Origin of the sequence: Streptomyces fulvorobeus (assembly GCF_013167895.1) — a bacterium.
In the GTDB taxonomy this organism is placed as follows: Bacteria; Actinomycetota; Actinomycetes; order Streptomycetales; family Streptomycetaceae; genus Streptomyces; species Streptomyces fulvorobeus.
The window spans coordinates 3,337,649-3,362,543 of record NZ_BLWC01000001.1 but is presented as its reverse complement, the minus strand read 5'-3'; the positions used below and the strand labels follow the sequence as shown (position 1 = coordinate 3,362,543).

The window sequence follows — 24,895 nt, the reverse complement described above, 5'->3', positions numbered from 1 at the left end:
GGGCCCCGGGTGCTCGCAAGCTCGGGGCTTGGACCGGCGGTCACGCTGGCGAGCGCCTGACATGGTCGGGATCGCCTCAGGGCGGGTGACCGCCGGTCCCCTGCGTGGAAGGTTCAGCGGGTGCCGTCGCGGTGAAGGCGGGCGGCGACGTTGTAGAGGTGGCGGCCGATCCGGATGCGTTTGCCGGTGGCCTTGCAGCGGCGGCAGTCCTTGCCGCGCTTGGCACGGCCCTTGCGGTCGGTCTTCGTCGCGAAGCCCCAGCCACGGCATTTGCGGCAGTCCCCGAACGGCGAAACCGCACACAGACCGCCATAACTCAGAGTAACAAACAGAAAGAATGCGCTAGCGAGCAGGAGAGGGGTCATGAAGGGCCTCCCGGGCCTGTTTCAGGGGTTTGCGCAGGTGGGACGCTAGAGGCTAGTTAGCTGATCAAGCGGCATATGTGCCGCTAGCGGTGCCGCTAGACCTAGCGGGGTGTACTGCTAGGTCTAGCGGCGGAGCGGGCTAGCTCGCGTCCCGATTTCCGTCACGCTCCGCAATCATGGTGAGGATGTGGGAGCGCTCGATACCGCGCCGGTTGGCGCCCTTCCCGGCCTCCGTCTTGCCCCAGACCTGGCCGGTGCTGACGCCGTGCGGCTTGAGGGCTGCGGCCAGCTGCTCGGGCTCCCACCCGCCGTAGACGTCCGGCCGCAGCTCGGCCAGGCGTGCCACGACGACTTCGGACCACAGCTTCGGCTCTTCGGCCGGCACCACCGCGAGGATGTCCGCGAGCAGATCGAACCCGGACGACTCCCGGTCCTCGAAAACCTCCCCGGCCGCGTGTCCGGTGAGGGTTCCGGCGGCTTCGCGCAGGCGGCGGGCCCGCAGCCCGATCACCTCAGCGGTGGGGGCGTCGACGTAGACGGAGGAGACGATCCGCGCGTCGGAACCTTCACCGACGAAGTAGTGGATGCCCTTGTCCTTCCAGCTGAACATCGTGGCCCTAATCCCCCGCTTGTAGCTGCTGGTGCCGAGGACCATGTCGTTCTCCAGCTGGCCCATGACCTTCAGGCACCATCGGGCCGACGCATTCGCGCTGATGCCGGTGGGCAGGGCCTTTGCGTCCGGGCGCTGGGTTGCGAGCAGGAGCACGATGCCGGTGGCGGGGCCGCGCTTGACCAGGTCGGTGCAGATCTCTTCGAACTCCCCGCCGTGCTTGGGGTGCTCGAACCACACCTGGCACTCATCCACCCCGATGACGATCGGGTGCAGCCCGAGCTTGGGCTTGTTCGCCAGCTCGGACGTCACCTTTGACTCCGGGCAGATATCCCGCGGCAAGGACCGGATCATCTTGGCCCGGCGCCGCAGCTCGGTGCGCAGTTCCCGCAGGTCAGCCAGGGCGTATTCGATGTCCTCGTCGTCGTCCCCGGCCCGGTGGCGGTGCGAGACCCGCTCGCCCACCGGGTCAAGGTCGCCGGTGCCCTTGAGGTCGTAGGTGTGCAGCTCTGCGCGGTTGTCGAGTGCGGCGATGAGCAGGAGCAGACGGAGGAGGAACGTCTTGCCCATGCGGGGGATGGCTCCGATGACCCCGGCGATGTACATCAGGGTGATCTCGACCCAGCGTCCGCGCTGGTCAGTGCCGAAGGAGACCGGCTTGAACAGGTCGACGGACCCGCCCTTGATGAGCGGCCATGCGGGCTTCGTGGCCGTGGACATGTCCTGATCCCCGACCCAGAGCACCAACCGGCCGGTGTGCTCGTCCGGGACGGCTTCGGGCCACACACACCCCAGCGGGCGGCGCAGACCGGAGGCCAGCTTGTCTCGGCGCTCGATGACGTCGGTGACCGTGACGCCGTAGGGAAGGTCCCCCTCCGCACGCCATCCGGGCCCGTCACGGGTGATCGGGGCGGTGAACGTGAACCCGTCCCGGCCCTTACTCTGCACCTGATTGATCGCAGTGATCCCGAGAGCCCCGAGGGCCCGAAGCACGATGTCACTGGTGAGCTTGGGTGCCTTGGTCATCTCCACTGCGCGGGTGATGACCGGGGCATCGGCCTGAGTGCCGGCCGAGCCAAGGGCCAGCAGCAGAACCCCCATCGACAGGGCTTGAAGCCAGCCGGGGGCCAGGACGTAGATGGCGAGCGCGACACCGAGCCCGACGAACATGCCCAGCACCGCAACGAGAGTGCGCAGCCGGACACGGCCGTCACGCTGCCGGGAGAGCTTGAGGTACTCGGCTGCGTCCTCGCGCCGGACGGAAGCGAGCCGGACCGGCTCGCCCTCCCGGTCGGACACCCACCGCATCGTCCCGCCCACGAACTTCGCTGCCCCGCAGGGGACTGGAAGGTGAGGCGGGCGGCGTAGTACGGGGAGCGCAGGGCGTGGTAACCGGCCAGGTGTCCGTAGTGGCCTGCGGCCCACCGGGTCGCGGTCCGCAGCTCGGTGGTGGAGCGCAGCCAGGCGGGGACGATCGCCCGGCGCTTGGCCCCGATGATCCGGCCCATGAACCCGGGCCCGACTTCGGCCGGGCCGTCGACCATCATCGGCTCGTCCGGGTCGCCCGACCCGTCACCCGACCCGGTGGGAGCCGAGTCGGGCGACCGGTCGGCGTGCGGGTCGGCCGACTCGGTCCGGGCCGACCGAGCCTTGTCAAGGTCGACCACTTCCCCGACCGAGTCGGGTTCGGCGGGGGTGAACATGTCGGCTTCGAGTCGGCGGAGAATTTCGCTTTCGTCGTCGTGATTCACTGACTGTCCTTCCCGGACAACAGAGGTGGGAGAGGGGTCTGGACGGCACTGCGGAGGGTCTGCCGTCCACGCACTCAGGGGGTGGCGCTGTACGTGGGGAGCGGCGATAAAGTCGCGGCATGGGGGTGTCTTTCGAGCTGGAGAGGGAGCCGCCGGTCTGCCAGTGGTGCAGGCGGCCGGTAGCGCCGCGCAGGTGGTGGCTGCCGCGTCGGTTCTGTAATCGCTGGCACCAGGTGAAGTTCCGGACGGTGTCGTTCGTCGCCCGAGTGCTCGACTTCCTCTAGGGCTTCAGCGCGTGGACTGATTTTTGGGATGGGCGCAGGTAGGGCACATGCCGAGCGAGATCGGGATGCAATACCCAACATCGACACGGCACTCAGGGCAGGTGCGGCGGGCGAGCATCGCTTTGGCCAGGGCGACGGTCCGCCCCGGGGTCATGGGGCGGACGGGCTTGGCCAGCTCGATCCGGTAGAGGTAGGCGACTGCCACACCGGCTTTGCGGCGGCGCGAGCGGCGCATGATCTGCGCGGCCACTTCCTGCCCGCCGGGGCGCAGTCCGCGGGCGCGGAGTTGGCGGCGGGTGGCGTAGCCGTCGGGGGCGTACTTCCACGGGAACGTCGGTATCCCGTGCATGGTCCCGGTCGGGTCGTAGCACTTGCCGAACGCGGGGGACATCAGGCTGCGTCCCGTGGTCCGGCGAGTGCGGTGCCGCGTCGGCCGGCACGACGGCCGGACCACGTGGCGAGCAGCCTGCCGAGCCCTGCCCGACGTACCCCGGCGCGACCTTGCTTGGCCGCGTACATGGCCTCATCGGCCCGCCGCAGCAGCCCGGAGAGATTTTCACCGGGGTGGTCTGCGGCGCGGACCCAGCCGAGGGACACCGTGGTGTGCACTGCCGGTTCCAACCCGTCCGCGGGTCGGGCGAGCACGCCGTGCAGGACGGCGAGCAGGTCCGAGACGGTCCCGTGGTCGTCGATGACGACGGCGGCGAACTCATCGCCCCCGAGCCGTCCGGCGACCCCGGCCCTGCCGACGTAGTGGGCCAGCCGGTCCGCGGTTGCCCGCAGCAGGGCATCCCCCGCTGCGTGGCCGTAGTTGTCGTTGATCTGTTTGAAGCGGTCGACGTCCGCGAGGACCACCACCGCCCGAGGATCCTTGAGCAGGGTGGAGGCGCGGCGGGTGAAGCCGTCCCGTGTGTGCAGCCCGGTGAGCGGGTCCCTACGAGCGCTACGCAGTGAACGGCGCAGCCACAGCGAGTGGACCGACCATCCGGCCGCGATCGGCCCGGCAGCGGCGAGGGCGGATAAGAGGGTGTTCATGCCGCCACCGACCCGGTCGTGGCGCCACCGGCGTTGTCCTGCTCGGTGTCCACGGAGTGCAGCGGGAGAGCGGCGCGCTCTGCCTTGAGGGTGTCGCGCAACGTGCGGGCAGTCGCCTGAGAGACGCGTACCGCCGTACGGATCCCGTCCGCGGTCAGTGCTGCGTCCGGCCACGCCTCGGTGACCTCCCGGGCCTCTGCCAGGATCTCGTCCGGGGACCGCCTCGGCTTCGGCTTCGGCTTCGGTTTCGGCTTGACGCTGCGGCGAGCAGGCTTCGTAGGCGGCTTCGGCTTCGGTTCCTGGTTGCCTTCCGGCTCCGGGGCCGGTGCTGAGTCAACCGTGGCGGGCGGGTCCTGCTCGGTGGCGGGGTTGAGCTCCCCCAGCTTGAGCAGCACGCGTTCCCTGCGGGGTGTCTGCGAGCGCCACCGGCGGCCGTGCCGCTCACGCAGCTCGGCACGGGCGAGCAGGCGCTCCCGCTCGCGGGCCAGTGCGTCGGCGTAGGAGGTGACCTCCCACAGCGTCATCCGGCGCCACAGTGCGAAGGTGGAGGGGAAGGCGAGCAGCCACCGTGAAGCACGGATCTTGTCCATTCGGCGACCTGTCACCGCGCCGATCCGGGAGGCGTAGACGTGGGCGCCGATCTCGGAGAACACCACCCACAGCAGCGGCATCGTCCCGTGCGCCACCTTGGCCCACAGACCGTGCCCAGCTGAGATGTTCAGTCCGCAGGTCACCAGGGTCAGGACCCAGGGCACGAAGCGCACCCAGGCCAGCGCCATGTCCATCCGGATCAGCAGCAGGTTCGCCACCGAGAACACCGGGATGGACACGTCCATGCCGACCGGGACCATCCACGCTTCGCTGAACCCCCACCGGACCGCCGCAGCCGAGACCGCGTCGAACGAGGAGATCAGACCGAGCGCACCGACACCGGCCGCGGCGAGTGCGCCGAACCCTGCCAGGCCCAGTTCCGGGCGGGTCAGCGGTGGAACGGCCGGCCGATCCGTGCTGTGCGGTGTGGTTGTCATGCCGCCGCACCGCCCCGGTACTGCCGTCGACCGGCCGCCCTGCGGGTGGGGAGCAACACGACGTTGAAGAGATTCGGGGCGTGCGCCTCGATCGCCTCGGCGGCGGCCTGGCTCACGCGGTCGGGCAGGTCGGGGTTGTCGGCGAGAATGTCGCGGGCCGCGTCCAGGCGGGCCGCCCGTTCCATCTCGCTCTCGCCCTCCACACCCAGCCAGAGATCCAGCGGCGTGCCGAGGGCCAGTTCCACGAAATCGGTGTCCGAGACGACCTGATGACCGCCGATGTACGTACGCATACGAGCACTCCGAAGAGTCGAAGGGACGAAGAGGAACCGGGACGGTCGCGGTCTTTGGCGAGAGGCGACCGCCCCGGCGAACGTTCTGTGTGCGGTGGAGCGTGGGAATCGCGTCCCGGCTCCCTGCGACCCCACCCGTACGCCCCGCTGAGCGGACCGGACGGGCGGGGAGGCAACCGGCCGCAGCGCCGGGCACTGCGGCTACAGGTTGGCCGTGCGCGTCACGGCGGACCGGGGTCCGTGGTGACGCACTCGGCGGGTCGTGCTGTGACTCGTTGGGCTTGGCCGCCGTGCCGGTCAAGCACGTACGGCGCCCGCAGTCTTCGACGGAACACAACAACCTCCGAGCGAAGAGACACAGGGCTTCACCTGTCGGCCGATGCCACAGCCAGCCGGTCCCGAGCCTGGGGAATCGGGTGCGTCATCGTTGCTGCTCTGACGCCAGCAGGGCGGCGTGCATACGGGTGGCACCCAGGTGCTCTCGGGTGTTCTCCAGAGCCGTTGCACAGAAGGTTGGTGCCGCCGGGCGACATCACCCGGTCACCGCGGGGACGAGGATTTCCACCCCGTCATTCGTTCTTGGCACGCTGTTCAGTTCTCAAGCTACGAGCGCTTCCTTCGAACCCGTTCCACGGGGCTCTCCGGGCGCAGGTAGAGCCGTTCACTGCAATCACCCCGAGGTGATGCAGTACCTCTATTACAGGTACTGCATCGACTGCCGTCAAGCTCATCGGCGGAACCTCTGGGCTTTGCGCCGGAGCTTCTTGGCGCACCATCAGCATCGATGCAGGTCAGGGGCGTTGGTTACCCCTTCCGTGGACACCTTGGGTCTATCTGGCTACCGTCGAGAAGTCCCAAGACGTCCCACCGGGGGTAGAGATGACCAACGAACGCTTACGTTCGGCCCTGCTCGCTCAGGGCATGACCGTCCGCGACCTGGCCGAAGCCATCGACGTGAACGTCAAGACGGTGGAGCGCTGGATCACACAGGGGAAGGTGCCGTACCGACGGCATCAGTACGCGACGGCCTCTGTGCTCGCCGTGGACGTCACGACGTTGTGGGACGACGGCAGGGCTGTCGACAGCGCTACCGACCTCAGCAAGGCGGAGATCGTCACGGTCTACCCGCACCGCCACATGGTCCCGAACGGACTATGGCGGGAGCTGTACGCACGGGCCCGCACCCACCTCGATGTGCTGGTCTACAGCGGACTCTGGCTCTCGGAGGACCCTCTCTTCCACGACCTTCTGAAAGCCAAGGTTGAGGGCAACGCGCAGGTGCGGATCATGCTTGGGGACCCCGGTTGCGACGCGGTGCGGCAGCGCGGCATAGACGAGGGGCACCGCATCATGGACGGCAAAATCCGAAATGCCCTGGTGAACTACCAACCGCTCTTGACGAGCCACCCAGACGTCGGCTTCCGGCTCCACGACGCCACGCTCTACAACTCACTCTTCCGGTCCGACGACGAGATGCTCGTGAACACGCACGTCTACGGAATCGGCGCCTACATGGCCCCGGTCCTGCACCTGCGCCGACTGCCCGGCGGCGGCCTCTTCGACACTTACGCCCGTAGCATCGAACAGACCTGGGGCAGCGCACGCCCGGTCACCGACGACGACATGGTGGGAGTCTGAAACATGGGACGCATTGACTACCTTCACGACCCGGACGCCCCGCCGGCCAACTCGGTGGTGCCCTCCGTCGTGGCGTTCGTGCAGAACGACGAAGATGCCGTCCTGCTCATCCAGCGTTCGGATAACGGCCGTTGGGCACTCCCCGGTGGCGGCCATGACGTCGGCGAGTCCATCAGTGACACCGTGGTGCGCGAGGTCTGGGAAGAGACTGGCATCAAGGCCGAAGTCATTGGCATCTCAGGGATCTACACCGACCCCGGGCACGTGATGCTCTACGACGACGGAGAGGCACGGCAGCAGTTCAGCATCTGCTTCCGCGCCCGCCCCATTGGTGGGGAGGTCCGAACGAGCGACGAAACAACTCAGGTCCGCTGGGTTCCCCCAGCGGACCTGTCCACGTACGACATCCACTCGACCATGCGGCTCCGAATTGAGCACGCCATGGACGAGGCGCGGCCGACGCCCTACATCGGCTGACGTTTGACCTCTGCGAGCCGCAGCACGACCCGCGCCGTGCACGCGAGGATCTCCGGTTCCGCGCGACGGATAAACGTACCGATCAGGCTGTCAGGCCCGTACCGGCCAGTGATCTCGTTCACCCGGTCCACGGGGTTCGTCGACGTGCCGTCTGGCGTCGTGTTCATGTCGCAGTAGCACAGCGCATCTGCAAGGTCAGGCTGCTCGCGCGGGAACTCGGCTTCCAGCTCGTCGCGCATCCCTCGCGCCTCGGCTTCCATCCACGCGCAGGAGTGGTGAGCAACCAGGCGCACGATGCGCTCGTCCGCGTGCGCGACATCCCGGAGGTACCGAGCCCCGTCGAGCGGGTGAAAGCCAGTCTTGGCCAGGTCCGGCGCGTACCCGATGTCGTGCAGAACAGCCGCGGCCTCCAGCAGCTCGGTATCGTCACCGAGGATCGGGGCAAGAGTCCGGGCCCTCTCGGCCACACCCTGGCAATGCGCCCAGCGACGCGGCAACGGCTCGGCCAGCAGCTTCTCTGCGAGGGGGTAGGCCCACTCGGTCAGTCCCGTAGTCGTCAAGATTCCGGAGACTCCGTTCGCTTCGGCAGCGCCCGCACGGTGCGCTGCTTGCCCTGTCGGGCTTCAGACAGAAGGCCAGCAGCTTCGAGCTTGTCGAGAGCCTTACTCACGGTGGGCCGCGAGACGCCGAACCGCTTGCTGAGCTCCGTCGCACTTGGGAAGGGTGCCCCAAGTGGGAGATCGTCATCCGTGATGATTGCCGCAACCCGATCGGCCAACGGCCTACGGTCAACGGCCTCTCCGGAACGGACAACTCTCCAGCGTCCGCCAGGCACAGGTTCCGCAACCCCTGCCCTCTGCAGAACTCCAAAGACTCGCAGCGCAACACCGCGAGAGACACCGTGGTCACGCATCAGATCTGCAGCGGACGGCAGCTCGGACATGCTCATGTCCGCGTCAATCTGCCCCCTGACAGCATCAGCGATCTTCAAGAAGGTCCCCCGCGGGCTGGCCTGTGGCGACACGCGTTTGTACCTCTCAACGTCGTAGTTGTCCTCTAAGCCTGCCACGCGCTGGTCGGGCATGGGCCCAGGTGACCCATGCATCCTCATTAAGGGGATATACCCATTGAGTATACGATCAAGACGATAAATAACTTACTACGGCTTATGTAAGCTTAGTAAAGAAAGTCACAAATAGCCAACAAGTGAACGTTTGGCGAAACTATTTTGGGGCACCGGCTGACGCATTAAGGCAATCTGCTTGCCACGCACGGTGAAAGCTGGATGATGGGACACCCCCCACGTCTACAGCCCCCACACTCGAAGCTGCCTTTCCGCGCAAGATGTGAAGTGAGACGTTCTTGAACCAGCCCGATATCGAACCGCGTTTCAGTGCAGCCGAGGTAGCTGGCTGCCTCGGTTCGCCTGTGACGTTTCTGGGGTCCGGAGCATTTGGGGATACTTGGAGAGTCGATGACGAAGCGCTGAAAATCATTTGCGTGGACGACTACCCGAGGGCGCGACTTGAACGAGAAGTCGAAGGACTCACTCGCGTTCAGTCTCCCTACGTGGTGAGCTTCCGGGGCCTATCTGAGCTGAATCTAGGCGGGCACATTCGCCCGGCTCTGCGATTTGAGTATATCGCTGGAAGTGATACGGAAGGCCGCCTCAAGCATGGTCAGTTGCTACCCAGACATTCCGCGCTTGGCTTTCTGCGGGGTCTACTGATGGGCGTTCAGGCTCTACATAAGGTCGGCACGGTCCATCGAGATATTAAACCAGCGAATATTTCTCTACGGGACGGAGATTGGGAGCGACCCGTCCTCCTGGATCTCGGGCTTTCCAAGCACATGGACGCAAATACCATCACTGTTTACCCAGGCCATATTGGCACCCCACCATATATGGCACCTGAACAACTGGAGGGTCGGCGGGCGCGGAAGGCTGCCGATCTGTGGGGCGTCGGAGTATCGGTTCGGCAGTTGCTCACTGGGCGACACCCCTTTTATTCGTCAGACGGAAAGTACAGCGTGGATGAGGCTTACGCACGCTTGATGCGTGGCCCGGAACCCCTGTCAACAGAATGCTCCATAGTCGTGGGTGAAGTTCTGGAAAGACTTACGTCGGTTGTTGAGCATGAACGAGGAAGTAGCGGTAGCAATCTTCTGAGGCTGAAAGTCTAACGAGGAGGAAAGAGTGCCGCACGAAGAGCCCGATCCCATGCCGGACGACTACTTGGAGTGGCTGGGGAATGAGAGCAGTATGGCAGATCAAGTTGACGAAGACGGCCTCGCCGACGCCGCCACGGACGCCTACTTATCCGCTGATGAAGAATATATTCCGCTCGATGATGGCACCGGCTATCTAGCCGTTGGAGGAGCGGGGGAGGTAGCATCGTAAATGCAGTCCCATCAGGGTCTTCCATTATCGCAGCTTCTGCGGCGCCAATAGTGGGTACTCGGGATGAGGTGCTGTCTGGAACCCGGCCGATCTATCTGATACACAGAGGAGGGCAGCAGGCGGAAGTTCTGCCCGGCCTCATGGGGGAAGTGCATCGTCAGCATGGACGTTCGCTTTCCATCGGCACAGTAGTTGGATTGCCGTCGGCTAAGGATGCGAAGCTGGCTTCCTTTTTTGCTCAAGCATCTGTGGCGGCCCTGCGTATCGCGGATCCGCAGTGTTTTCGGCTCGATGACAAACTGCTGCGCCTGCCGAAAGATCCCATAGGTGTCAGGGCTTGGGACTATGCCCCCTACCTCGCAACCACTGAGGACAGTGATTGGGGCCGGCAAGTAGTTGCGGCACAGCGCGACGTTGGAGCAAACCTGCTCCTGACCCCTGGGCGGGCGCTCGACCCCGACGACCCGCAAGGCTCGCTGGATTCTCTAATCCGCGAGGCAGACGACATCTTGGCGGTGATGGAGCGCGGCGAGCGTCTTGCGCTGAATCTCACGATCCCATCGCGTTGGCTGTCAGGTGAGGCGCTTCGGAATCGGTTGCTTGATGAGATTCTTGATCAAGATCAGTTCGACGTGCTATATGTTCGGACTCAGTGGGCGCAAGATAAGGCATTCTCCCCTACTGAAGACGCGGCGCTCCTAGGAGGCATCAAAAAGCTTGCTAATCTCTGCCAAGATGAAGGCAAGTGTCTACTGATGCCACAAACCGGCATAACCGGATGGCTATCGCTCGCCCATGGCGCTTCCGGGTATGGGATTGGACTGAGCGGCGCGGACCAGAATTTCGCTGAGTTCGTTCCTCGGCGAGGACGGAAGGGGCAGCAAAGGGCTCAGCGGTATTTCGAGAGCCAAATGCTCCACACCGTGGACCGAGCTGCCCATACTGTTGTGCAGTCCGTTCCAGGGTATATCGAATGCTCCTGCCCGTACTGCCCCCGCCTTTTCGGCAGCGAGCCTTGGTCGCACCCTTTCGCAGCCTTGCATCACCTGTTCATGATGGGTGCGCTGACGGCAAAGGTCCACGAGGATTCAGCCCGGGGCGGGCGACACGGTGCGGTGCGTCGCATCGTTACTTCCGCAAGAAGGTGGACTAGCGGGCTGCCCCTCGGCCCGAGTGAAGTACCCCGCCACTTGGCCGCCTGGGATCAGGGCCTGTAGAAGTCGTTAGGTCTGCGCCGAATACAAGGCCGATTGAGTCGCTAACCTTTCCTTCGACGTAAAGGTTAGCGGCTCTTTCGGCTAGCAACTCGCGATAAACGCTTTGAGCGCGCTTCCTGGCTTTTGGAGCTACCACTCGATTGATTCCTTCAGTGGCGTGCAGCGTAGCCAATCCGACTCCAGCCCGCTGAAACCATTCCTCGTGGGCTGAAGCTGGTCCACCGAACGCGCAGTCGAGCACGAGCCATGCCTCGTCAGCCGAGGTCCCGTGGCGCAACGCCTGGCCGTACCCACTACGCCAGTCACGAATCTTTACCTCGATGGTACAAGTGCGTCTGGCTAGACTTTCGAATTTGGAAACGAGGCGCCAGTGCCCGCGACGTTCTCTTTCCACATGGCCGTGCTCCGCCAGGCGAGGTAGTACGGTCGACGAAATGTACTTCGCGCTCCAAGGGAGACGTTCTGCCAATGCCGGGGCAGTGACCGTTTCGGTATCGACATTTTTAAGAGCGAGAGTGACACACATATCGGACAGGTCAGTGATGAAGGATTTACCACTTGCCTTCCTACGTTTCACGGCACTCTTATTGAAGTCGCAAAATACGATATCAGGAACTCCTGAAGTGGTTTGCACCTCGAAAAATGTGTTACTCGACCCAGGCATTAATTGAGCTGCCTGCTTGGCGATCGGGGCAAGCATGTCGGCTTCTCGCTTGAACTGCGCGGTCGGCATAAGCAGGCTCCTAGCTTCTAAGCGATACATTGTCAGTATAGGCTCAGGAAGCCGGAATAGCTACAGAAAGAGCCTCCTCAGGAGTGCCTTTATTCTAAGGTCGCTCGATAGGCTTTTCGTTCGAAGCCTACTTTAGCGGGGTGCCGTTTGGTGACTTAGTTGACTTTCTTTCGCCCCGAGCATCAATCACTCGCCTCAATAAAGGGGCGTGCGACTGATCGCAGCGCTGCTGAAATATAGCGGTCTACACGAGGGGATTGATGTAATAGCGCAGACATCTTCATTCCAGCAGCTGCCGCCATGCGCCAGTGCGTCTCATGAGCCCTGTAGCAGCCGGCATGACCGTCGTTGACCATTCCGACTTGAGCATTTAAACAGCTACCGAATCGACCTTTACCCCTTACCTGTCTGCGAACGTGGTCAATGCCTTGCGCGCTGCCTTCAAGTAATGATCCAGCGCCGCTCTGATCTCGCCTGTGTAGTCACCGCTGATGCCAATTGGGCGTCCGTCGTCGTGGGTGTCTCCGCCGCTCATGTTCCACACGAGAGCAGTGTGATGCAGGTCGTTGAAGGCTTTCACCACCTTGTTCGCAGCCTCGCTGACCGCCTCGGGTCCTTCCAAACTCACGCCCGCGAGGGTGCGTTGTAGCATCGGCCGGTGTTGATCAATCGTGTACTCGATTCGCCCCGATTCGGCTTCCTGCGTCTCTTCTTCCCATAGGTCTACGAGGGCAATATGGGCTTCCCGACAGGCCAACAGGAACTCGCTGTACGTGCGCTTCCGGGGCTCTCGAAGCTGGAGTTTTGCGTCCGAGATCATCTGCTGCTCGGCCTGCCGGGCCGTGGTCCACGTACGCGGCAACTGGCGCGAGCCCACCAACCTCTACACCGTGGTGGCCCTCCCGCCCGGCAACCGCAAGTCCGCCGTCTTCGCGCTGCTCACCAACCCGCTGTATGAGGCGGAGAAGCAACTCAAGGCCGCGATGAAACCGGTCATCGTCGAAGCGTAGGTGACGGCGCGTCTGGCCAAGGAAGCCGCTGAGAAGGCCGCCGCCAAGGCCGCGTCCGCCGACAACGACAAGAGGGAGCAGGCGGTGGCCACCGCGGTTGGTCTCGCGCAGACTGCCGACACGCTGACCGTCCCGGCCGAACCGGTGCTTCTCGCAGACGACTCCACCCCCGAGACGGTCACCTCGCTCATGGCGGAACAGGGAGGCCGGTGCGGGCGCGATTGTCCTCGACATGAGCATTGTTGCGCAGGCCCCTGCGGAACCCAGGCGTTGACGGACTGTGGGCCGCCCACAGGCCGGTCGAACCTTCAGCGGCGTCAGGGAGTTGTGAGCTGCACTAGCGTTACAGAAGTGACAGGCACGGTGAATTTTAGGGGTCCTTTAGGACAGCTGCTGATCGCGATCGTCATCGTCGTCGATTTGGCATCTACTTCCGCAATCTCCCCGCGTACCGGATTCTGAATTCCGTCACACTTTTGCGACAGGGCTCGGTACGTTTCCGCAGAAATTGTAATATCCGCCGATTTCGACTTAGGCTCCTGCGGTTGCTTGCCGTACTGGTCACTGAGAACGAAACCGGCGAAGGCTAGCGAGAGCGTGAGCACCATTACCGCAACCCTTGCAGCCCATCTCTTCTTTCTGATTACCGTCTCAAGATTGACTTTGACGCTGCTCATCAAGTTATCGTTCGCGAACTTGATGCCGCAGGACTGGCCCCACATGCAAGCCAATGCGGCGAGGGCGAAACCGCAGAACGGGAGAGCAGTAGAGAAATCGGCGGACTCGTCCTTCGGTGCAACCAGAGCAATCACCGCACCATAGACGGTGGTCAACGAAATTGCCGCCGTAAGGATCTTTTCGCAGGCCGAGTCGCTGGACGATAGAGAGGCTTTAATCCCTTCCGTATAGCTGTCAATCGCAATTCTTTGACCGAAATCCGGCGGGATCCGTTCGGGTTGGTTCATGGCGTCTCAGATTCCGTACAGATAGATGTGGTCGCAGTCACAGTGCACAATGACTCCGTCACCCGTTCCAATTGCCCTCACCAATTCTCTCTGCAGGCTCGACTCCTCGGGGAGAAGATTGATTCAAACACTTCCGCCATGAAAACCTCCCGAGGCATTTTGATTTCAGTTGCGAATCGATCTGTTTTTAGTTGGATTCCCTCCGGGAAGAGCAGAGCGGCCAAAGGCTGCGAGAGCAGCGAAAGATTCCCCTGCTTCACCAGCACGGTGGCGCCTGCCGACACAACGGAATCAGGTTCGGTACACAATCCCCCGTCGTTGTGTCTGCACGGTACGACGGCCATTCGAGTCCTCCTCCTAGCAGGGGTGTCAACTCGGACCATATGTGGAGGTGGTCTGAAGCGCCTGTTGGCGTGAGGTGATCGGGTGGTCGACGAGAACAGCCTGGGTAATGAGCATCGCTGGAAGGGAATCGAGACGCCGCAGCGCTTGGGTCATGCCGCGATTGGACCATCGAGTGCGCCCTCGACACGCAGGCAGGCGCCGAAGGGTACCGCCGACAGTCTCAACGGCAGTCTCATCCGTGCCCGTTCGGGACCGTACAGTGGGGTGCTGATCGGTAGTAATGCAGCGGGTGTGTACGAGGTTGAACGACTCTGTACTGGACCATGCAGAGTTGGAAAGCGTGTTGGGGGCAACCCCTCACGAGTTCGAATCTCGTATCCTCCGCCATTGCTCTCACCGGGCAATACGTCGAAGGCCCCGCAGCTTGCTGCGGGGGCCTTCTGCGTTGAGCCTCGCAGTTTGTGTTGCAGTTGCCGCAGTCACCCCCGATCCGACCCCTGCCGCACGCACCGCGGAGATGGTCCCCGCGCTAGCCACCGGCGGCTGCCATCACCTGCTACCGCCCCATGTCGCGCCGAGAGGCACCGCCCGTGGACTCTGGCGCCATCTGTTCGACCGCTCCACGGATGCGAGGCGCTCAGTCACCCCGCGAGACGGTGGCGGCGCCGAGTAGCATCATTCGACCGATATGACGGGCCTGCGCGCAGTCCCGCCGCCCTGAGGAGGTGCTTCCACTTGTGATGGTCGGTGCTCGGTTGAGTCGCACGAGGGTGACTTGAAGGCCGGGCTGCTCAGGGATGCAACCTCTTCACCATGACCGCATACACCGGGGAGTCGGCGAAGGGCTGCTGCTCGCCCGCCTTCTCGTAGCCCCACGTCTCGTACAGGCCCTGAACCTTCGGGTGGGTCACGTCGACCAGAAGCACCGCGAGATCCTCGCCGCGTTCCTTCAGCAGGGCTTCGTGGAGCCGCTCCGAGATCCCTTGCTTCCGCCACTGCGGGCGCACCATGACCTCGGAGACGGCGTAGGTCGCGGTGTAGCCGTTGTTCGGCGCGAACGTCGTGGAGCGCCACCACTCACGACCCGGCTGGAGCGGGGCGCCGTACGCGAAGCCGGTCGGCTCGTCGCCGTCGAAGGCGACGACGCAGGTGAAGCCGTCCATCCCTGACCAGTGATCGACGAACCACGGGAACCGCTGGTTGAAGTCGTCGTCCATCGCGTCGGCGTAGGCGTCGGCATGCACATCGATCAGCATCTGTTTGAAGCCCTCGGGGAGACTCCCCTGTCCGTAGTGCCGCAGGTCGATCACCCTGGTCACGTTCGACTCCATTCATCTCGCATTCGGTCTGCCCAGTCGCGGGCGTACGTCGTCGACGGCGCCAGCCGGAACAGGTCTCGGTGGAAGTCTCCGATCAGGGTGCGCATGCGCCCCGGCAGTGGAGCGCCCTCCATGATCGTGAAGACGGTGGCCGCGGTCGCCGTGGCCTGCTGGGGCTCGCCCTGGCGGAGTTGCGCCAGGCCGAGTTGGCAGGTGGCCAGCGCACGGTTGCGCTGAAATTCCGCCGGCATCTTGGCCAGAGCTCTGTGCGCCATTGCCTCGGCTTCGGCGGGCTCCCCGTTGTGGTTGAGGATGATCGCCGCGAGGTGGTTGAGTTCGGCCGGCCCGTAGAACGCGGTCCATCGAGGGCGCTCCTCTTCGGCCGCCTTCCGGTAGTTCTCCTGCGCTACGCCCAGGGCCCGCCGAGCTGCCCGGATGTCCCCCAGCGACGAGTGGGCGAGCGCCAGACGGACGCGGCCCATGGAGCCGAAGAACGGATCCTTGCGGGCGGCAGGGGAGGCGTTGGCCGCCTGCGCTGCCGCGAGTTGTTCCGGGTAGTTCTTCCGCTGGTAGGCGAGCATGGCCATGTTGACCCACACGCGCATGCTCGTGGAGGGGTCCTGGGACAGGCCGGCGAACGTGGACGACTCGTGCAGGTACGTACGGGCCTTGTCCAGTTCCCGTAGGTCGATACACGACCAGGCGGCGACAGTGGTGAACTCGGCTGCGAGCGCGTACAGGGCACGACGTACACGCTCGCCGGCGTTGCGCTGCTGAAGTTCCAGCACCTTGGCGCGAGCTTCGAGGGCCGCGGTCGCCAGGGAGGTGTGCCCACCTTGGCGGTCATCGGCCTCCACAAGCTGGTTCATGCCAGCCGATGCGCGGGCCACGTCCGTCATACCTACTGACCGACGTTGCTTGACCATCGGAACGGCTGCGGCTGCCGTTCCAGTGGTGGAAGCGATGAAGTCGCGACGCCGCACGGGGCCCTCCGAGGGGTGGTGCATGGAGCTGGGTGCGCTGAACCCTAAGTCCGCCACCGGGCAGCCGAACACACGCTCAAGTGCGGCGCAAGTGCGTCCGATTGGGCGTCGGCTTGATCCGTTGAGCAGGTTGCGGACCGTCCGGGAGGAGATGTCGCCAGGCCGACCGGTGATCTCCTGTAGCGCGGCGTTCAGGCGTGCCGCCAACTCCTCCTGGGTCAGACCGAGTTGATCAAGTCGGTCCTGAAGAACGAGATTTCCTCCCATGCACCGAACGTAGTACCACCGTCACGCTGGCACCTAGAGCTCGGGTAATGGAAACGCAAAGTCTTCCGGTTGGTGGACGTGTACGGATCCGGGACTCTTCCTGTTGCGCTGGGCTCGTCGCTCGTTGACTGGTCATCGGTCGCCAAGCCGGGTTCGGTGCGGCGGCACGGAGGAAAGCCCGGTCCTGCCTTGCTTGTCCGGACAGGGAACCCCAGCCGGAGGGAAAGACCTCGTGACCATGACCGTCGCTCAACCGAATGCGATCGACTCCCCGGGTTACGCCGCAGAGGTGCCCTGCGTACGTGAGTCCGTGAGCCTCGCCCGCGCCTTCATCTCCCAGGTGCTGGCGGTCTGGGGCATGGACGACGACGTGACCGGCTGGGGAAAGATCATCGTCACTGAACTGCTGGCCAACGCCGTCGAGCACACCGAGACCCCGGTGTCGCGAATCCACATCGAGCGACCGAGCAACGGTGCCGTCCGTATCGGAGTCTCCGACCGCTCGCACGACGCTCCCCATCTGAAAACGGCCGACCTGAACGCTGAGAGCGGCCGGGGTCTGAGTCTGGTCGCGGCGATGAGTTCGCAGTGGGGCTACGACATGCACTCGTGGGGCAAGGACACCTGGGCTGTGGTCGAGACTCCGGTGGGGAGAGAGCGGTGAGCACCGCAGTGGCTCCGAAACCTTCAGCCCAGGAGTGGACGCCACCGCTCGACGCGGACGGTTTACGGCTCGTGCTGGAGCGGTTCCGGGCGTGGGAACCCCTCGACATCGAGGAGGGCTTCGACGACCTCGACGCGGCGATCGGCAGTCAGCCGCCACCTGTTGCAACGGCTGTCGCCCTGCTCGGCCGCCTCCGCAGACACCTGAAGCAGCTCACCGACATCACGGTGGCTGACGACAGCTTCCCGCCCAGTGCCGAGATGACCCGCCTTGTCGAGCGAGGAGTTCCTCTGTTGGAGGAGCCCACTCCGGCTGGCTATCGGCAGGCCGTCGGACTCGCCCGCCGTCTCGCCTTCGTGACCGCTGACCTGATCGAAGTGTTGATCGAGGCTCGCTACATCAAGGAGATCGAGTGACGCACGCCCCTTGCCACCCGCGAGCCACCCAGCGGGCTGGTCGACACGAACCGGCCCGCCGGGCAGCCCTCCGCGGGTGTGGACCTCCCAGCTCGCCGTCCAGCGCGGCCCTGTCGGTCAGCCGACGAGAACCGAGCGCGCTCTCCCCTGGATTACCCGACCCATCCGGCACGCGACCGCCGGCCTGCATCCCCAAATACGCACGACTGAAGGAAGTCCATGACGAACACGACCGTCGAGCCCGACGAAGCGACCCGTCTCCGGAACAAGGTGGTGGACGAGTTGCGCGCAGGCGGCGACATCTCCTCCTCGGAGATCGAAGCCGTCATGCGCAAGGTGCCTCGGCACGCGTTCATTCCCGACACCCCGCTGGACAAGGCGTACGACACGTACGCGGCAGTGATCACCAAGACGGACGAGCACGGTGTGCAGCTCAGCTCCGTCTCCGCCCCGCAGATCCAGGCGATGATGCTGGAGCAGGCCCAGGTGAAGCCCGGCATGCGCGTGTTGGAGATCGGTTCGGGCGGGCTGAACGCCGCCTACCTCGCCGAGCTCGTGGGCGAGCACGGCGAGGTCGTCACCGTGGACATCGACCCCGTAGTCACCGAGCGGGCGCACCGGCTCCTGAACGAGCACGGCTACGACCGGGTACGCGTCCTTACCGCCGACGCCGCCGAGCCCATTCCGGAGCTCGGCGAGGTCGACGTCGTCATGGTGACTGCCGGAGCCTGGGACATCGCTCCGGCGTGGACCGTGCAGCTCAAGCAGGGCGGTCGGCTTGTGGTGCCGCTGCGGATGCGTGGCCTGACCCGGTCGGTCGCCTTCACCCAGATCCCGGGCGAACACGGTCCCTACCTGGAGAGCGTGTCGGCGCTCATCTGCGGTTTCGTCCCGATGCAGGGCTCGACAGCCCACCGGGAAGAACTTCTTCTCGTCAACGGCACACCGGAGATCGGGCTGAAGTTCGACGACGGACTACCGGCCGACCCACACCGACTGGACAACGCGGTCACGTTCCCGCGCCACGAGCTGTGGACAGGCGTCGTCATCGGCCTTTCGGAACTCATCGACACCCTCCAGATGGCCATGGCCATCAGCCTGCCCGGCTTCTGCACGATGGCCGTCGACGAGGACCTGGACACGGGCCTGGTCGCCCCCGTGAACAAGCGGTTCGCCCTCGCCGCCGTCGAGGACGACACCTTCGCCTACCTCGTCACCCGCCGCACCGAGGACAACAAGCACATCGAATACGGCGTGCACGCCCTCGGCCCGAACGCGAAGCAGTTCGCCGACCAGGTCGCCGACGTGCTTCGCGACTGGGAGGCCAGCCGGCGCGGGGGCCCCAGCCCGGTCATCCGGGTCTATCCGGCCAACACCTCTGATGACCAGATCCCGGCCGACCGGGTCATCGACAAGGTGCACAGCCGGGTCTCGCTCTCCTGGCCCTCGGCGTAACGCCGGAAGCCAGGTCGTTCCACACCATCCAAACACCAAGAGGAAAGGCACGAACATGACGAGCGCCACTCTGGCCCCGCTCGCCCCGCTGGCGGGCCTGGACGACGACTTCGCGCCCCTGGACGTGAAGGTCGTCATCGCCGAGCACGCGTACGGCAAGCTCATGTGCTCCACGGGCGACGGCTGCGGCACCACCTGCGCGACCGGCGCCTCCGCCTGCGGCTCCTTCACGGAGGACCCGGCCTGATCCAGGCCGTTCCCTGCCGGTGGGCCGAGCGAAGTGCTCCGCTCGGCCCACCGGCCCCTCACCCGCCCCGCCAGACGGAGGGCCCCATGGTTTCCCGAGCAGTCGCCGACTACCGATGGCAGGGCGCTGCCATGCTGCGCGCCACCACCAGCCCCGGGCCGGCAGACATCCCCCGTACCCTCGACCTGGACAACGTGGCCGTCACTCGCGGGTGGCTGAACCGCGTCTGGGAATGCGATGGCTTCCGCAACGCGCTGGAGCTGGCCACCCCCGTCCTGTCCGATGCCATCGAAGCAGTCGTCCAGGGTCGGCAGTCCGAACCCCGTCACGTCCGCCGCACCGCGGTATCGACGGTCTCCTACCTCTTGCGGTGGCAGCACCGGCCGACCCCGCTGGGCCTATTCGCCGGCACCGCTCCGGTGACGGTCGGGCCCAGGGCGAGCGCGCGGTGGCGCGACAAGCACCGCGTGCTGATCCGGCCGGACTCCGAGTGGGTCACCGACATGGTCCTCCAGCTTCAGCGCAGCCCCGTGTTACTGACGCGGCTCCCCCTCGTCGCCAACAACGCCGCTCACACGCGGGGCGATCGGCTCGTGGCGCCGGGCCCACCCTCCGACGGGCACGCCGTCCTGCTGGCCCCGGTCGAGATATCCGTCCGCAATGCCCGGCCGGTGGCCGCCGTCATGGACGCCGCCCGCTCGCCCATCCCTTACGGCGCCTTGTACGGCCACCTGTGCGACAGCTTCCCCCAGGCCACACCGGAGCAGATCGACGCGCTTCTCACCAGCCTGGTCGAGCAGCGGTTCCTCATCACCAGCCTGTGGGCACCCATGACCACCGTGGACCCCCTCCAGCACCTGTGCCACGAACTGGAACAGCACGACGCAGACAACATCCCTGACGTGCGGGACCTGGTCCACGAGCTGTACGCACTACGCGACGAGGTATCCGCCCACCAGCCGACACTCTCCGACATCAGCGTGAGCGCCCTCGCCACGCGGATGCGCGCCCTCACCGCCGTCACCCCGACACCGTTGCTCATTGACACCGCCCTCGACTGCGAGATCCAGCTCCCGCAAACCGTGATCGCGGAAGCGCAGGCAGCCGTGTCAGCCCTCTACCGGACCACCCCGCAGCCCTACGGCTATCAGCACTGGCGCGACTACCACCGCCGGTTCCGGGCCCGGTACGGCGTCGGCGCCCTGGTGCCGGTGATGGACCTGATTGCCGACAGCGGCCTCGGGCTGCCGGCCGGATACATCGGCTCCGAACGCGGAGCCTCCCTAAAGGTGCGCACCGACCGCGACGAGCTGCTGCTCTCGCTGATGCAGCAAGTCCTACTCGACGGCCGCGACGAACTGCGGCTGACGGACGACATGGTCCATGCCCTGGAGAAGGCCGCCGGAACGGACGAGCGGCTGTTCGTGCCCCGAGTGGAGGCCGCCTTCGAGATCCACGCCCCCAGCACCCGGGCGCTGTCCAGCGGCACGTTCGACCTCCTGCTCACGGCGGTGCCCCGCCCCGGCAGCAGCATGGCGGGCCGGTTCGCCCACGTCCTGCCGCCCGAGCACCAAGACGCCCTCGCCACCAGCTATCGCGGGGCACCGGACCGCCTCGCGGCGCAGCTCGTGTTCCCACCGCGTCGGCACCGCAACGAGAACGTCACCCGCACATCACGACTGCTGCCGCACATCATCGAGCTGTCTGGCCACCAGGAGCGCGACGAGACGACGATCCGGCTCGCCGACATCGCCGTAACCGCCGACCCGCGCAGTTTCCATCTCGTGCAGCTCTCCACCGGCCGGCCCATCGACGTGCGGGTCCTGCACGCCTTGGAAGGCGGAACCCAGACCCCGCCGCTGGCCCGGTTCCTGGCAGAGGTGGCCAACGGACGGTACGCCGCCTACAAGCCGTTCGACTTCGGCGCCGGTTCTCGGCTCCCGTACCTCCCTCGGGTCCGCTACCGCCGCACCATCCTCACGCAGGCCCGATGGCTGCTGATGGCGGCAGACCTGCCCGGCCGCAAAGCCCCGGGGCAGGAGTGGGAGGACGCCTTCGCCTCCTGGCGGGACCGGCTGCGGGTCCCGATGCAGGTCGCCGTCATCGAGTACGACCAGCGCCTCCCGCTCGACCTGTTCCACCCGGTCCACCTCCGGGTCCTGCGCGCCCACCTCGACAACGCCCGGCGCGTGGAGCTGCGCGAGGTACCGGCCGCAGACGCCCACGGCTGGATCGGACGGGCACACGAGATCTGGCTCTCGCTGGGCCGATCCGAGCCGGACACCCCGTACGTGCCCCGGCCGCGCTCCACTACGTCTCCGGGCGCCCAGCGGCATCTGCCGGGCGGCGGCGACGTTCTTCACGCACAGCTCCACGCCCATCCGCGCCGCTACGACGAGATCCTGAGCCACCAGCTCCCCCGCCTGCTCACCGCGTTCGGGGAGGAGCCGCCGACTTGGTGGTTCACCCGGCACCGGGAGATGGCCCGGCCGGACGCCGACCAGCACCTCGACCTCACCCTGCTCCTGTCGCCGGACTCGTACGAAGTCGGCGCACGGCACGTCCGCGCGTGGGCCGACAGCCTGCACACGATGGGGCTCGCGTCCGGACTCGCCCTGGCCCCGTACCAGCCGCAGACCGGACGCTTCGGCCACGGGCCGGCCATGGACGCCGCGCACCAGGTGTTCGCCGCGGACTCCGCCGCCGCCCTTGCGCAGATCCAGCTCGCCGAGCGCACCGATGCCTTCGCCCGACAGGCCCTCGCCGCCGCCAGCGCACTGCACCTCGTCACTCCCCTGGCACCGAACGCTGCGGCGGCCGAAGAGTGGCTGGTGGGCAACCTCCCCCAGGGCACCGGACGCTTGGACCGGACCCTGCGCAGCCAGGTGCTCGAACTCACCGGGCCAAACGGCGCCTCTGCGCTCGCGCCCCTCCCCGGGGGCCAGCAGGTCACTGAAGCGTGGCGAGCCCGCGCCGCCGCCGTGGACTTCTATCGGACCGCATTGGTCAGTGAACGTAATCCGCTCGACGTCGCCCGGTCGCTGCTGCACCAGCACCACGTCCGAGCTCTTGGCGTCGATCCGCGCACCGAGGAGACGACGATTCGACTCGTGCGAACAGCCGCCCTCCAGCACCGGATGGCGGACCGATGACCACGCTGGCAACCACCGCCGCAACAGCCTTGGAGCAGTACACAGCTGATCTGGCTGAGCCTCCTCCCCCGCCCCCGGAGGAGCCCTGGGCGGTGCAGTCGCTCGCCGACGGCGCTGCCGGAATCAGCCTGCTGCACATCGAGATCGCCAGCAGGTACGGCGGCTCCTGGCGTTCCGCGCACCGGTGGATCACGAGTGCAGCCTCCGGACCCATCAGCGCGGCCGACCAGACGGGCCTGTTCCTCGGCGCCCCGGCCGTCGGCTTCGTCCTCACCGCCGTCCCTCCGGCCTACCGGCATCTGTACGTCTCGGCCCGCACGACCCTTCACCAGCACATCACCGACCTCGCCAACCGCCGCGTGGACGCCGCGCTCGCCCGTATCGGCAGGGGAGACCTGCCGACCTTCGCGGAGTACGACCTCTTCTACGGCCTCACAGGGGTCGGCGCCTACCTCCTGCGCACCGAGCCCGAGGGCCCAGCCCTGGAAAGGATCTTGCAGTACCTCGTCGCCTTTACCCGGCCGCTCGCCTCTGACGGGCGCGGGCTGCCCGGCTGGTGGGTCCGCCATGACCCGGCGCGCGGCGAGTCGCCCCACTTCCCGGGCGGGCACGGCAACTTCGGCGCGGCCCACGGCATCACAGGCCCGCTCCTCCTCCTAGCCCAGGCCATGCGCCGAGGCGTCACCGTCCATGGCCACCAGGACGCCATGTTCACCATCTGCGCCCACCTCGACGCCTGGTGCCAGCACGGCGATTCCGGCCCGTGGTGGCCAGAGCACATCTCCCGGTGCGACCTCGACCGCAGTCAGCCACATCACGACGCCCCCGCCCGTCCGAGCTGGTGCTACGGCACGACAGGCATCGCACGGGCAGGGCAGCTCGCGGGGATCGCCCTGCGCTCACCCACGCTCCAGAAGTTCTACGAGGACGCCCTGTACCGGACGTTGTCCGATCCCGCGCAACTCGCCCTGGTCACCGACAGCGGTCTCTGCCACGGATGGGCGGGCATCTACCAGACCGCTCACCGCGCAGCCGCAGACGCGCTCGACCCACGGCTGCGTATCCTCCCGGACCGTCTCGGTCACGCCCTCACCGCCTCCGGCCAGCCCAGCACCTCCTCGACTCCCGGCCTGATCAACGGCGCGGCCGGCACCGCACTCGCCCTCACCACGTTCGCCTCGAAGCAGGCACCGAGCACTGGATGGGACGCATGTCTCTTGATCAACTGACTCAGCCAAGTGAGCCGAGCCCGACGCAGCACGCCGTCCTCGCCGTCTTGACCGGCCTGCCGCTCCGCGACGCAGCGCGCCAGTACCGGATGGACCCCGTGGTCCTCTCCGACGCAGTCGCGGTCTACGACCAGGCCGGCCGGGAAGCCCTGGTCCGCCACGCGGCCACCACCGACTGGTGGCAGACGTACCTTCACTTCACGGACTGGTCGAACGCCGACAGCACTTTCGCCACGCATGTCCTGACCATCCTGCGCGAGGCGGAAGCCGCCGACGCGATCGACGGCTGGTGGTACACCAGAAAGCACCCCTGCTGGCGGCTGCGTCTCCGGATCCAGCCCGTGAGCGGTGCCAAGCTGACCATCGAGGATGGCTTCGACCGCCTCGTATCCGAAGGACACCTTCAGCGCTGGTGGCCCGGCATCTACGAACCGGAGACGCCGGCGTTCGGCGGAAAGACCAGCATGACGGCCGCGCACGCCCTGTTCGTCACCGACAGCCGAGAAATCCAGCAATTGCGCCTGCGCGACGATCTCGCCATCGGACCGAGGGAGTTGTCCGTCCTGCTGTGCACCATCATGATGCGCGCCGCACGGTTGGAGTGGTATGAGCAGGGCGATGCCTGGGACCGCGTCATCACGACGGAGCACCGCTCGGCCGTCAGTGACGTTCCGCAGGAGCGGCTCGACGCCCGAGCCCAGGAGATTCGTACCCTGCTTCTCGCCGACAGCGACGTCCTGCTGCGCCCCGGAGGTCCGCTGGAACCCGTCGCCGAGTGGGTCGCCGCGTTTCACAGCGTCGGCCAAGCACTCGCCCGCGGCGTCCAGTACGGAACGCTCAACCGCGGGCTGCGACAGGTACTCAGCTACCACGTGATCTTCCACTGGAACCGGCTCGGGCTGTCCATGCGCGGGCAGAGCATCCTGGCCTGGGCAGCCAGGACAGCGATCCTGCACGGCAACGGGAGTAGGGCGACTTAACGCACAAGGTCCTCGGCACCGTGGATTCCGC

General features: G+C 65.9%; 23 protein-coding genes and 2 pseudogenes. 13 read left to right on the top strand and 12 right to left on the bottom strand.

The genetic code is table 11. The features are described 5' to 3' along the window. Nucleotides 1-113: 113 nt before the first annotated feature. The 6 genes and pseudogenes from Sfulv_RS15245 to Sfulv_RS15220 all read right to left on the bottom strand — a co-directional run bounded on the left by Sfulv_RS15245 (nucleotide 114) and on the right by Sfulv_RS15220 (nucleotide 5,366). Nucleotides 114-365, bottom strand: coding sequence for a hypothetical protein (locus Sfulv_RS15245; RefSeq protein ID WP_173314288.1), 252 nt, complete (start codon nucleotides 363-365; stop codon nucleotides 114-116). A gap of 139 nt (nucleotides 366-504) precedes the next feature. Continuing rightward, nucleotides 505-2,726 (bottom strand): annotated as a pseudogene (locus Sfulv_RS15240) (cell division protein FtsK). A 288-nt stretch (nucleotides 2,727-3,014) separates the two neighbouring features. Continuing rightward, the gene (locus Sfulv_RS15235; RefSeq protein WP_173314286.1) at nucleotides 3,015-3,401 is read right to left on the bottom strand and encodes an RRQRL motif-containing zinc-binding protein; all 387 of its coding nucleotides are present in this window, start codon (nucleotides 3,399-3,401) and stop codon (nucleotides 3,015-3,017) included. Then, nucleotides 3,401-4,045 carry a GGDEF domain-containing protein gene (locus tag Sfulv_RS15230; protein ID WP_173314284.1) on the bottom strand — a complete coding sequence of 215 codons (645 nt, stop codon included), beginning with the start codon at nucleotides 4,043-4,045 and terminating at the stop codon, nucleotides 3,401-3,403. Before Sfulv_RS15230 ends, Sfulv_RS15235 begins: the two co-directional genes overlap by 1 nt. Then, entirely contained in the window at nucleotides 4,042-5,073 is a 1,032-nt protein-coding gene (locus Sfulv_RS15225) for a DUF2637 domain-containing protein (protein WP_173314282.1), read from the bottom strand. Before Sfulv_RS15225 ends, Sfulv_RS15230 begins: the two co-directional genes overlap by 4 nt. Next, the gene (locus Sfulv_RS15220) at nucleotides 5,070-5,366 is read right to left on the bottom strand and encodes a hypothetical protein (RefSeq protein WP_173314280.1); all 297 of its coding nucleotides are present in this window, start codon (nucleotides 5,364-5,366) and stop codon (nucleotides 5,070-5,072) included. Before Sfulv_RS15220 ends, Sfulv_RS15225 begins: the two co-directional genes overlap by 4 nt. Before the next feature lie 879 nt (nucleotides 5,367-6,245). On the opposite strand from Sfulv_RS15220, the gene Sfulv_RS15215 reads away from it, so the two are divergent. Together Sfulv_RS15215 and Sfulv_RS15210 are read left to right on the top strand one after the other, a co-directional pair. After that, entirely contained in the window at nucleotides 6,246-7,004 is a 759-nt protein-coding gene (locus Sfulv_RS15215) for a helix-turn-helix domain-containing protein (RefSeq protein WP_173314278.1), read from the top strand. Nucleotides 7,005-7,007: 3 nt separating this feature from the next. Next, nucleotides 7,008-7,481, top strand: coding sequence for an NUDIX domain-containing protein (locus Sfulv_RS15210; protein ID WP_173314276.1), 474 nt, complete (start codon nucleotides 7,008-7,010; stop codon nucleotides 7,479-7,481). On the opposite strand, the gene Sfulv_RS15205 is transcribed toward Sfulv_RS15210, so the two are convergent. Then, the gene (locus tag Sfulv_RS15205) at nucleotides 7,469-8,041 is read right to left on the bottom strand and encodes an HD domain-containing protein (protein WP_173314274.1); all 573 of its coding nucleotides are present in this window, start codon (nucleotides 8,039-8,041) and stop codon (nucleotides 7,469-7,471) included. The two genes, Sfulv_RS15210 and Sfulv_RS15205, sit on opposite strands and share 13 nt — an antisense overlap. Continuing rightward, nucleotides 8,038-8,565, bottom strand: coding sequence for a GntR family transcriptional regulator (locus Sfulv_RS15200; protein WP_218900382.1), 528 nt, complete (start codon nucleotides 8,563-8,565; stop codon nucleotides 8,038-8,040). The genes Sfulv_RS15205 and Sfulv_RS15200 overlap by 4 nt, the downstream gene beginning before the upstream one ends. A 344-nt stretch (nucleotides 8,566-8,909) precedes the next feature. Here Sfulv_RS15200 and Sfulv_RS31480 point away from each other — a divergent pair, with 344 nt between their 5' ends. The 3 genes from Sfulv_RS31480 (at nucleotide 8,910) to Sfulv_RS15185 (ending at nucleotide 11,099) form a co-directional block, all read left to right on the top strand. Then, entirely contained in the window at nucleotides 8,910-9,665 is a 756-nt protein-coding gene (locus Sfulv_RS31480) for a serine/threonine-protein kinase (RefSeq protein ID WP_371874721.1), read from the top strand. A gap of 13 nt (nucleotides 9,666-9,678) precedes the next feature. Next, nucleotides 9,679-9,882 carry a hypothetical protein gene (locus tag Sfulv_RS15190; RefSeq protein WP_173314272.1) on the top strand — a complete coding sequence of 68 codons (204 nt, stop codon included), beginning with the start codon at nucleotides 9,679-9,681 and terminating at the stop codon, nucleotides 9,880-9,882. Nucleotides 9,883-9,950: 68 nt separating this feature from the next. Continuing rightward, nucleotides 9,951-11,099 (top strand): hypothetical protein, encoded by a 1,149-nt coding sequence (locus tag Sfulv_RS15185; RefSeq protein WP_173314270.1) that lies wholly within the window; start codon nucleotides 9,951-9,953, stop codon nucleotides 11,097-11,099. A 1,133-nt stretch (nucleotides 11,100-12,232) separates the two neighbouring features. Here Sfulv_RS15185 and Sfulv_RS15180 read toward each other — a convergent pair. Next, nucleotides 12,233-12,652 carry a hypothetical protein gene (locus tag Sfulv_RS15180; RefSeq protein WP_173310089.1) on the bottom strand — a complete coding sequence of 140 codons (420 nt, stop codon included), beginning with the start codon at nucleotides 12,650-12,652 and terminating at the stop codon, nucleotides 12,233-12,235. A 16-nt stretch (nucleotides 12,653-12,668) separates the two neighbouring features. Between Sfulv_RS15180 and Sfulv_RS15175 the strand changes: the two are divergent. Continuing rightward, a pseudogene (locus Sfulv_RS15175) lies at nucleotides 12,669-13,052 on the top strand (DUF3987 domain-containing protein); the annotation flags it as partial. 107 nt (nucleotides 13,053-13,159) lie between these two features. Here Sfulv_RS15175 and Sfulv_RS15170 read toward each other — a convergent pair. The 3 genes from Sfulv_RS15170 to Sfulv_RS15160 all read right to left on the bottom strand — a co-directional run bounded on the left by Sfulv_RS15170 (nucleotide 13,160) and on the right by Sfulv_RS15160 (nucleotide 16,721). Next, nucleotides 13,160-13,807, bottom strand: a complete 648-nt coding sequence (locus Sfulv_RS15170) for a hypothetical protein (RefSeq protein ID WP_173310087.1) — start codon at nucleotides 13,805-13,807, stop codon at nucleotides 13,160-13,162. 1,136 nt (nucleotides 13,808-14,943) lie between these two features. After that, nucleotides 14,944-15,471 (bottom strand): GNAT family N-acetyltransferase, encoded by a 528-nt coding sequence (locus Sfulv_RS15165; RefSeq protein WP_256668930.1) that lies wholly within the window; start codon nucleotides 15,469-15,471, stop codon nucleotides 14,944-14,946. Then, nucleotides 15,468-16,721: an NsdA family TPR-like regulatory protein gene (locus Sfulv_RS15160; protein ID WP_173314266.1), complete on the bottom strand. Its 1,254-nt coding sequence runs from the start codon at nucleotides 16,719-16,721 to the stop codon at nucleotides 15,468-15,470. The genes Sfulv_RS15165 and Sfulv_RS15160 overlap by 4 nt, the downstream gene beginning before the upstream one ends. A gap of 238 nt (nucleotides 16,722-16,959) precedes the next feature. On the opposite strand from Sfulv_RS15160, the gene Sfulv_RS15155 reads away from it, so the two are divergent. The 7 genes from Sfulv_RS15155 to Sfulv_RS15125 all read left to right on the top strand — a co-directional run bounded on the left by Sfulv_RS15155 (nucleotide 16,960) and on the right by Sfulv_RS15125 (nucleotide 24,864). Next, nucleotides 16,960-17,385 carry an ATP-binding protein gene (locus Sfulv_RS15155; protein ID WP_173314264.1) on the top strand — a complete coding sequence of 142 codons (426 nt, stop codon included), beginning with the start codon at nucleotides 16,960-16,962 and terminating at the stop codon, nucleotides 17,383-17,385. Continuing rightward, nucleotides 17,382-17,801, top strand: a complete 420-nt coding sequence (locus tag Sfulv_RS15150) for a DUF6415 family natural product biosynthesis protein (RefSeq protein ID WP_256668929.1) — start codon at nucleotides 17,382-17,384, stop codon at nucleotides 17,799-17,801. The genes Sfulv_RS15155 and Sfulv_RS15150 overlap by 4 nt, the downstream gene beginning before the upstream one ends. A 219-nt stretch (nucleotides 17,802-18,020) precedes the next feature. After that, nucleotides 18,021-19,256 carry a methyltransferase, FxLD system gene (gene fxlM, locus Sfulv_RS15145; protein ID WP_173314262.1) on the top strand — a complete coding sequence of 412 codons (1,236 nt, stop codon included), beginning with the start codon at nucleotides 18,021-18,023 and terminating at the stop codon, nucleotides 19,254-19,256. Between the two features lie 55 nt (nucleotides 19,257-19,311). Further along, nucleotides 19,312-19,503, top strand: a complete 192-nt coding sequence (locus tag Sfulv_RS15140) for an FxLD family lanthipeptide (RefSeq protein ID WP_173314260.1) — start codon at nucleotides 19,312-19,314, stop codon at nucleotides 19,501-19,503. An 86-nt stretch (nucleotides 19,504-19,589) separates the two neighbouring features. Then, nucleotides 19,590-22,655 (top strand): lantibiotic dehydratase, encoded by a 3,066-nt coding sequence (locus tag Sfulv_RS15135; protein ID WP_173314258.1) that lies wholly within the window; start codon nucleotides 19,590-19,592, stop codon nucleotides 22,653-22,655. Beyond that, on the top strand, nucleotides 22,652-23,884 hold the full coding sequence (locus Sfulv_RS15130) for a lanthionine synthetase C family protein (RefSeq protein ID WP_173314256.1): 1,233 nt from the start codon (nucleotides 22,652-22,654) through the stop codon (nucleotides 23,882-23,884). Before Sfulv_RS15135 ends, Sfulv_RS15130 begins: the two co-directional genes overlap by 4 nt. After that, nucleotides 23,866-24,864 (top strand): thiopeptide-type bacteriocin biosynthesis protein, encoded by a 999-nt coding sequence (locus tag Sfulv_RS15125; protein WP_173314254.1) that lies wholly within the window; start codon nucleotides 23,866-23,868, stop codon nucleotides 24,862-24,864. Before Sfulv_RS15130 ends, Sfulv_RS15125 begins: the two co-directional genes overlap by 19 nt. The last annotated feature ends 31 nt before the right edge of the window (nucleotides 24,865-24,895 follow it).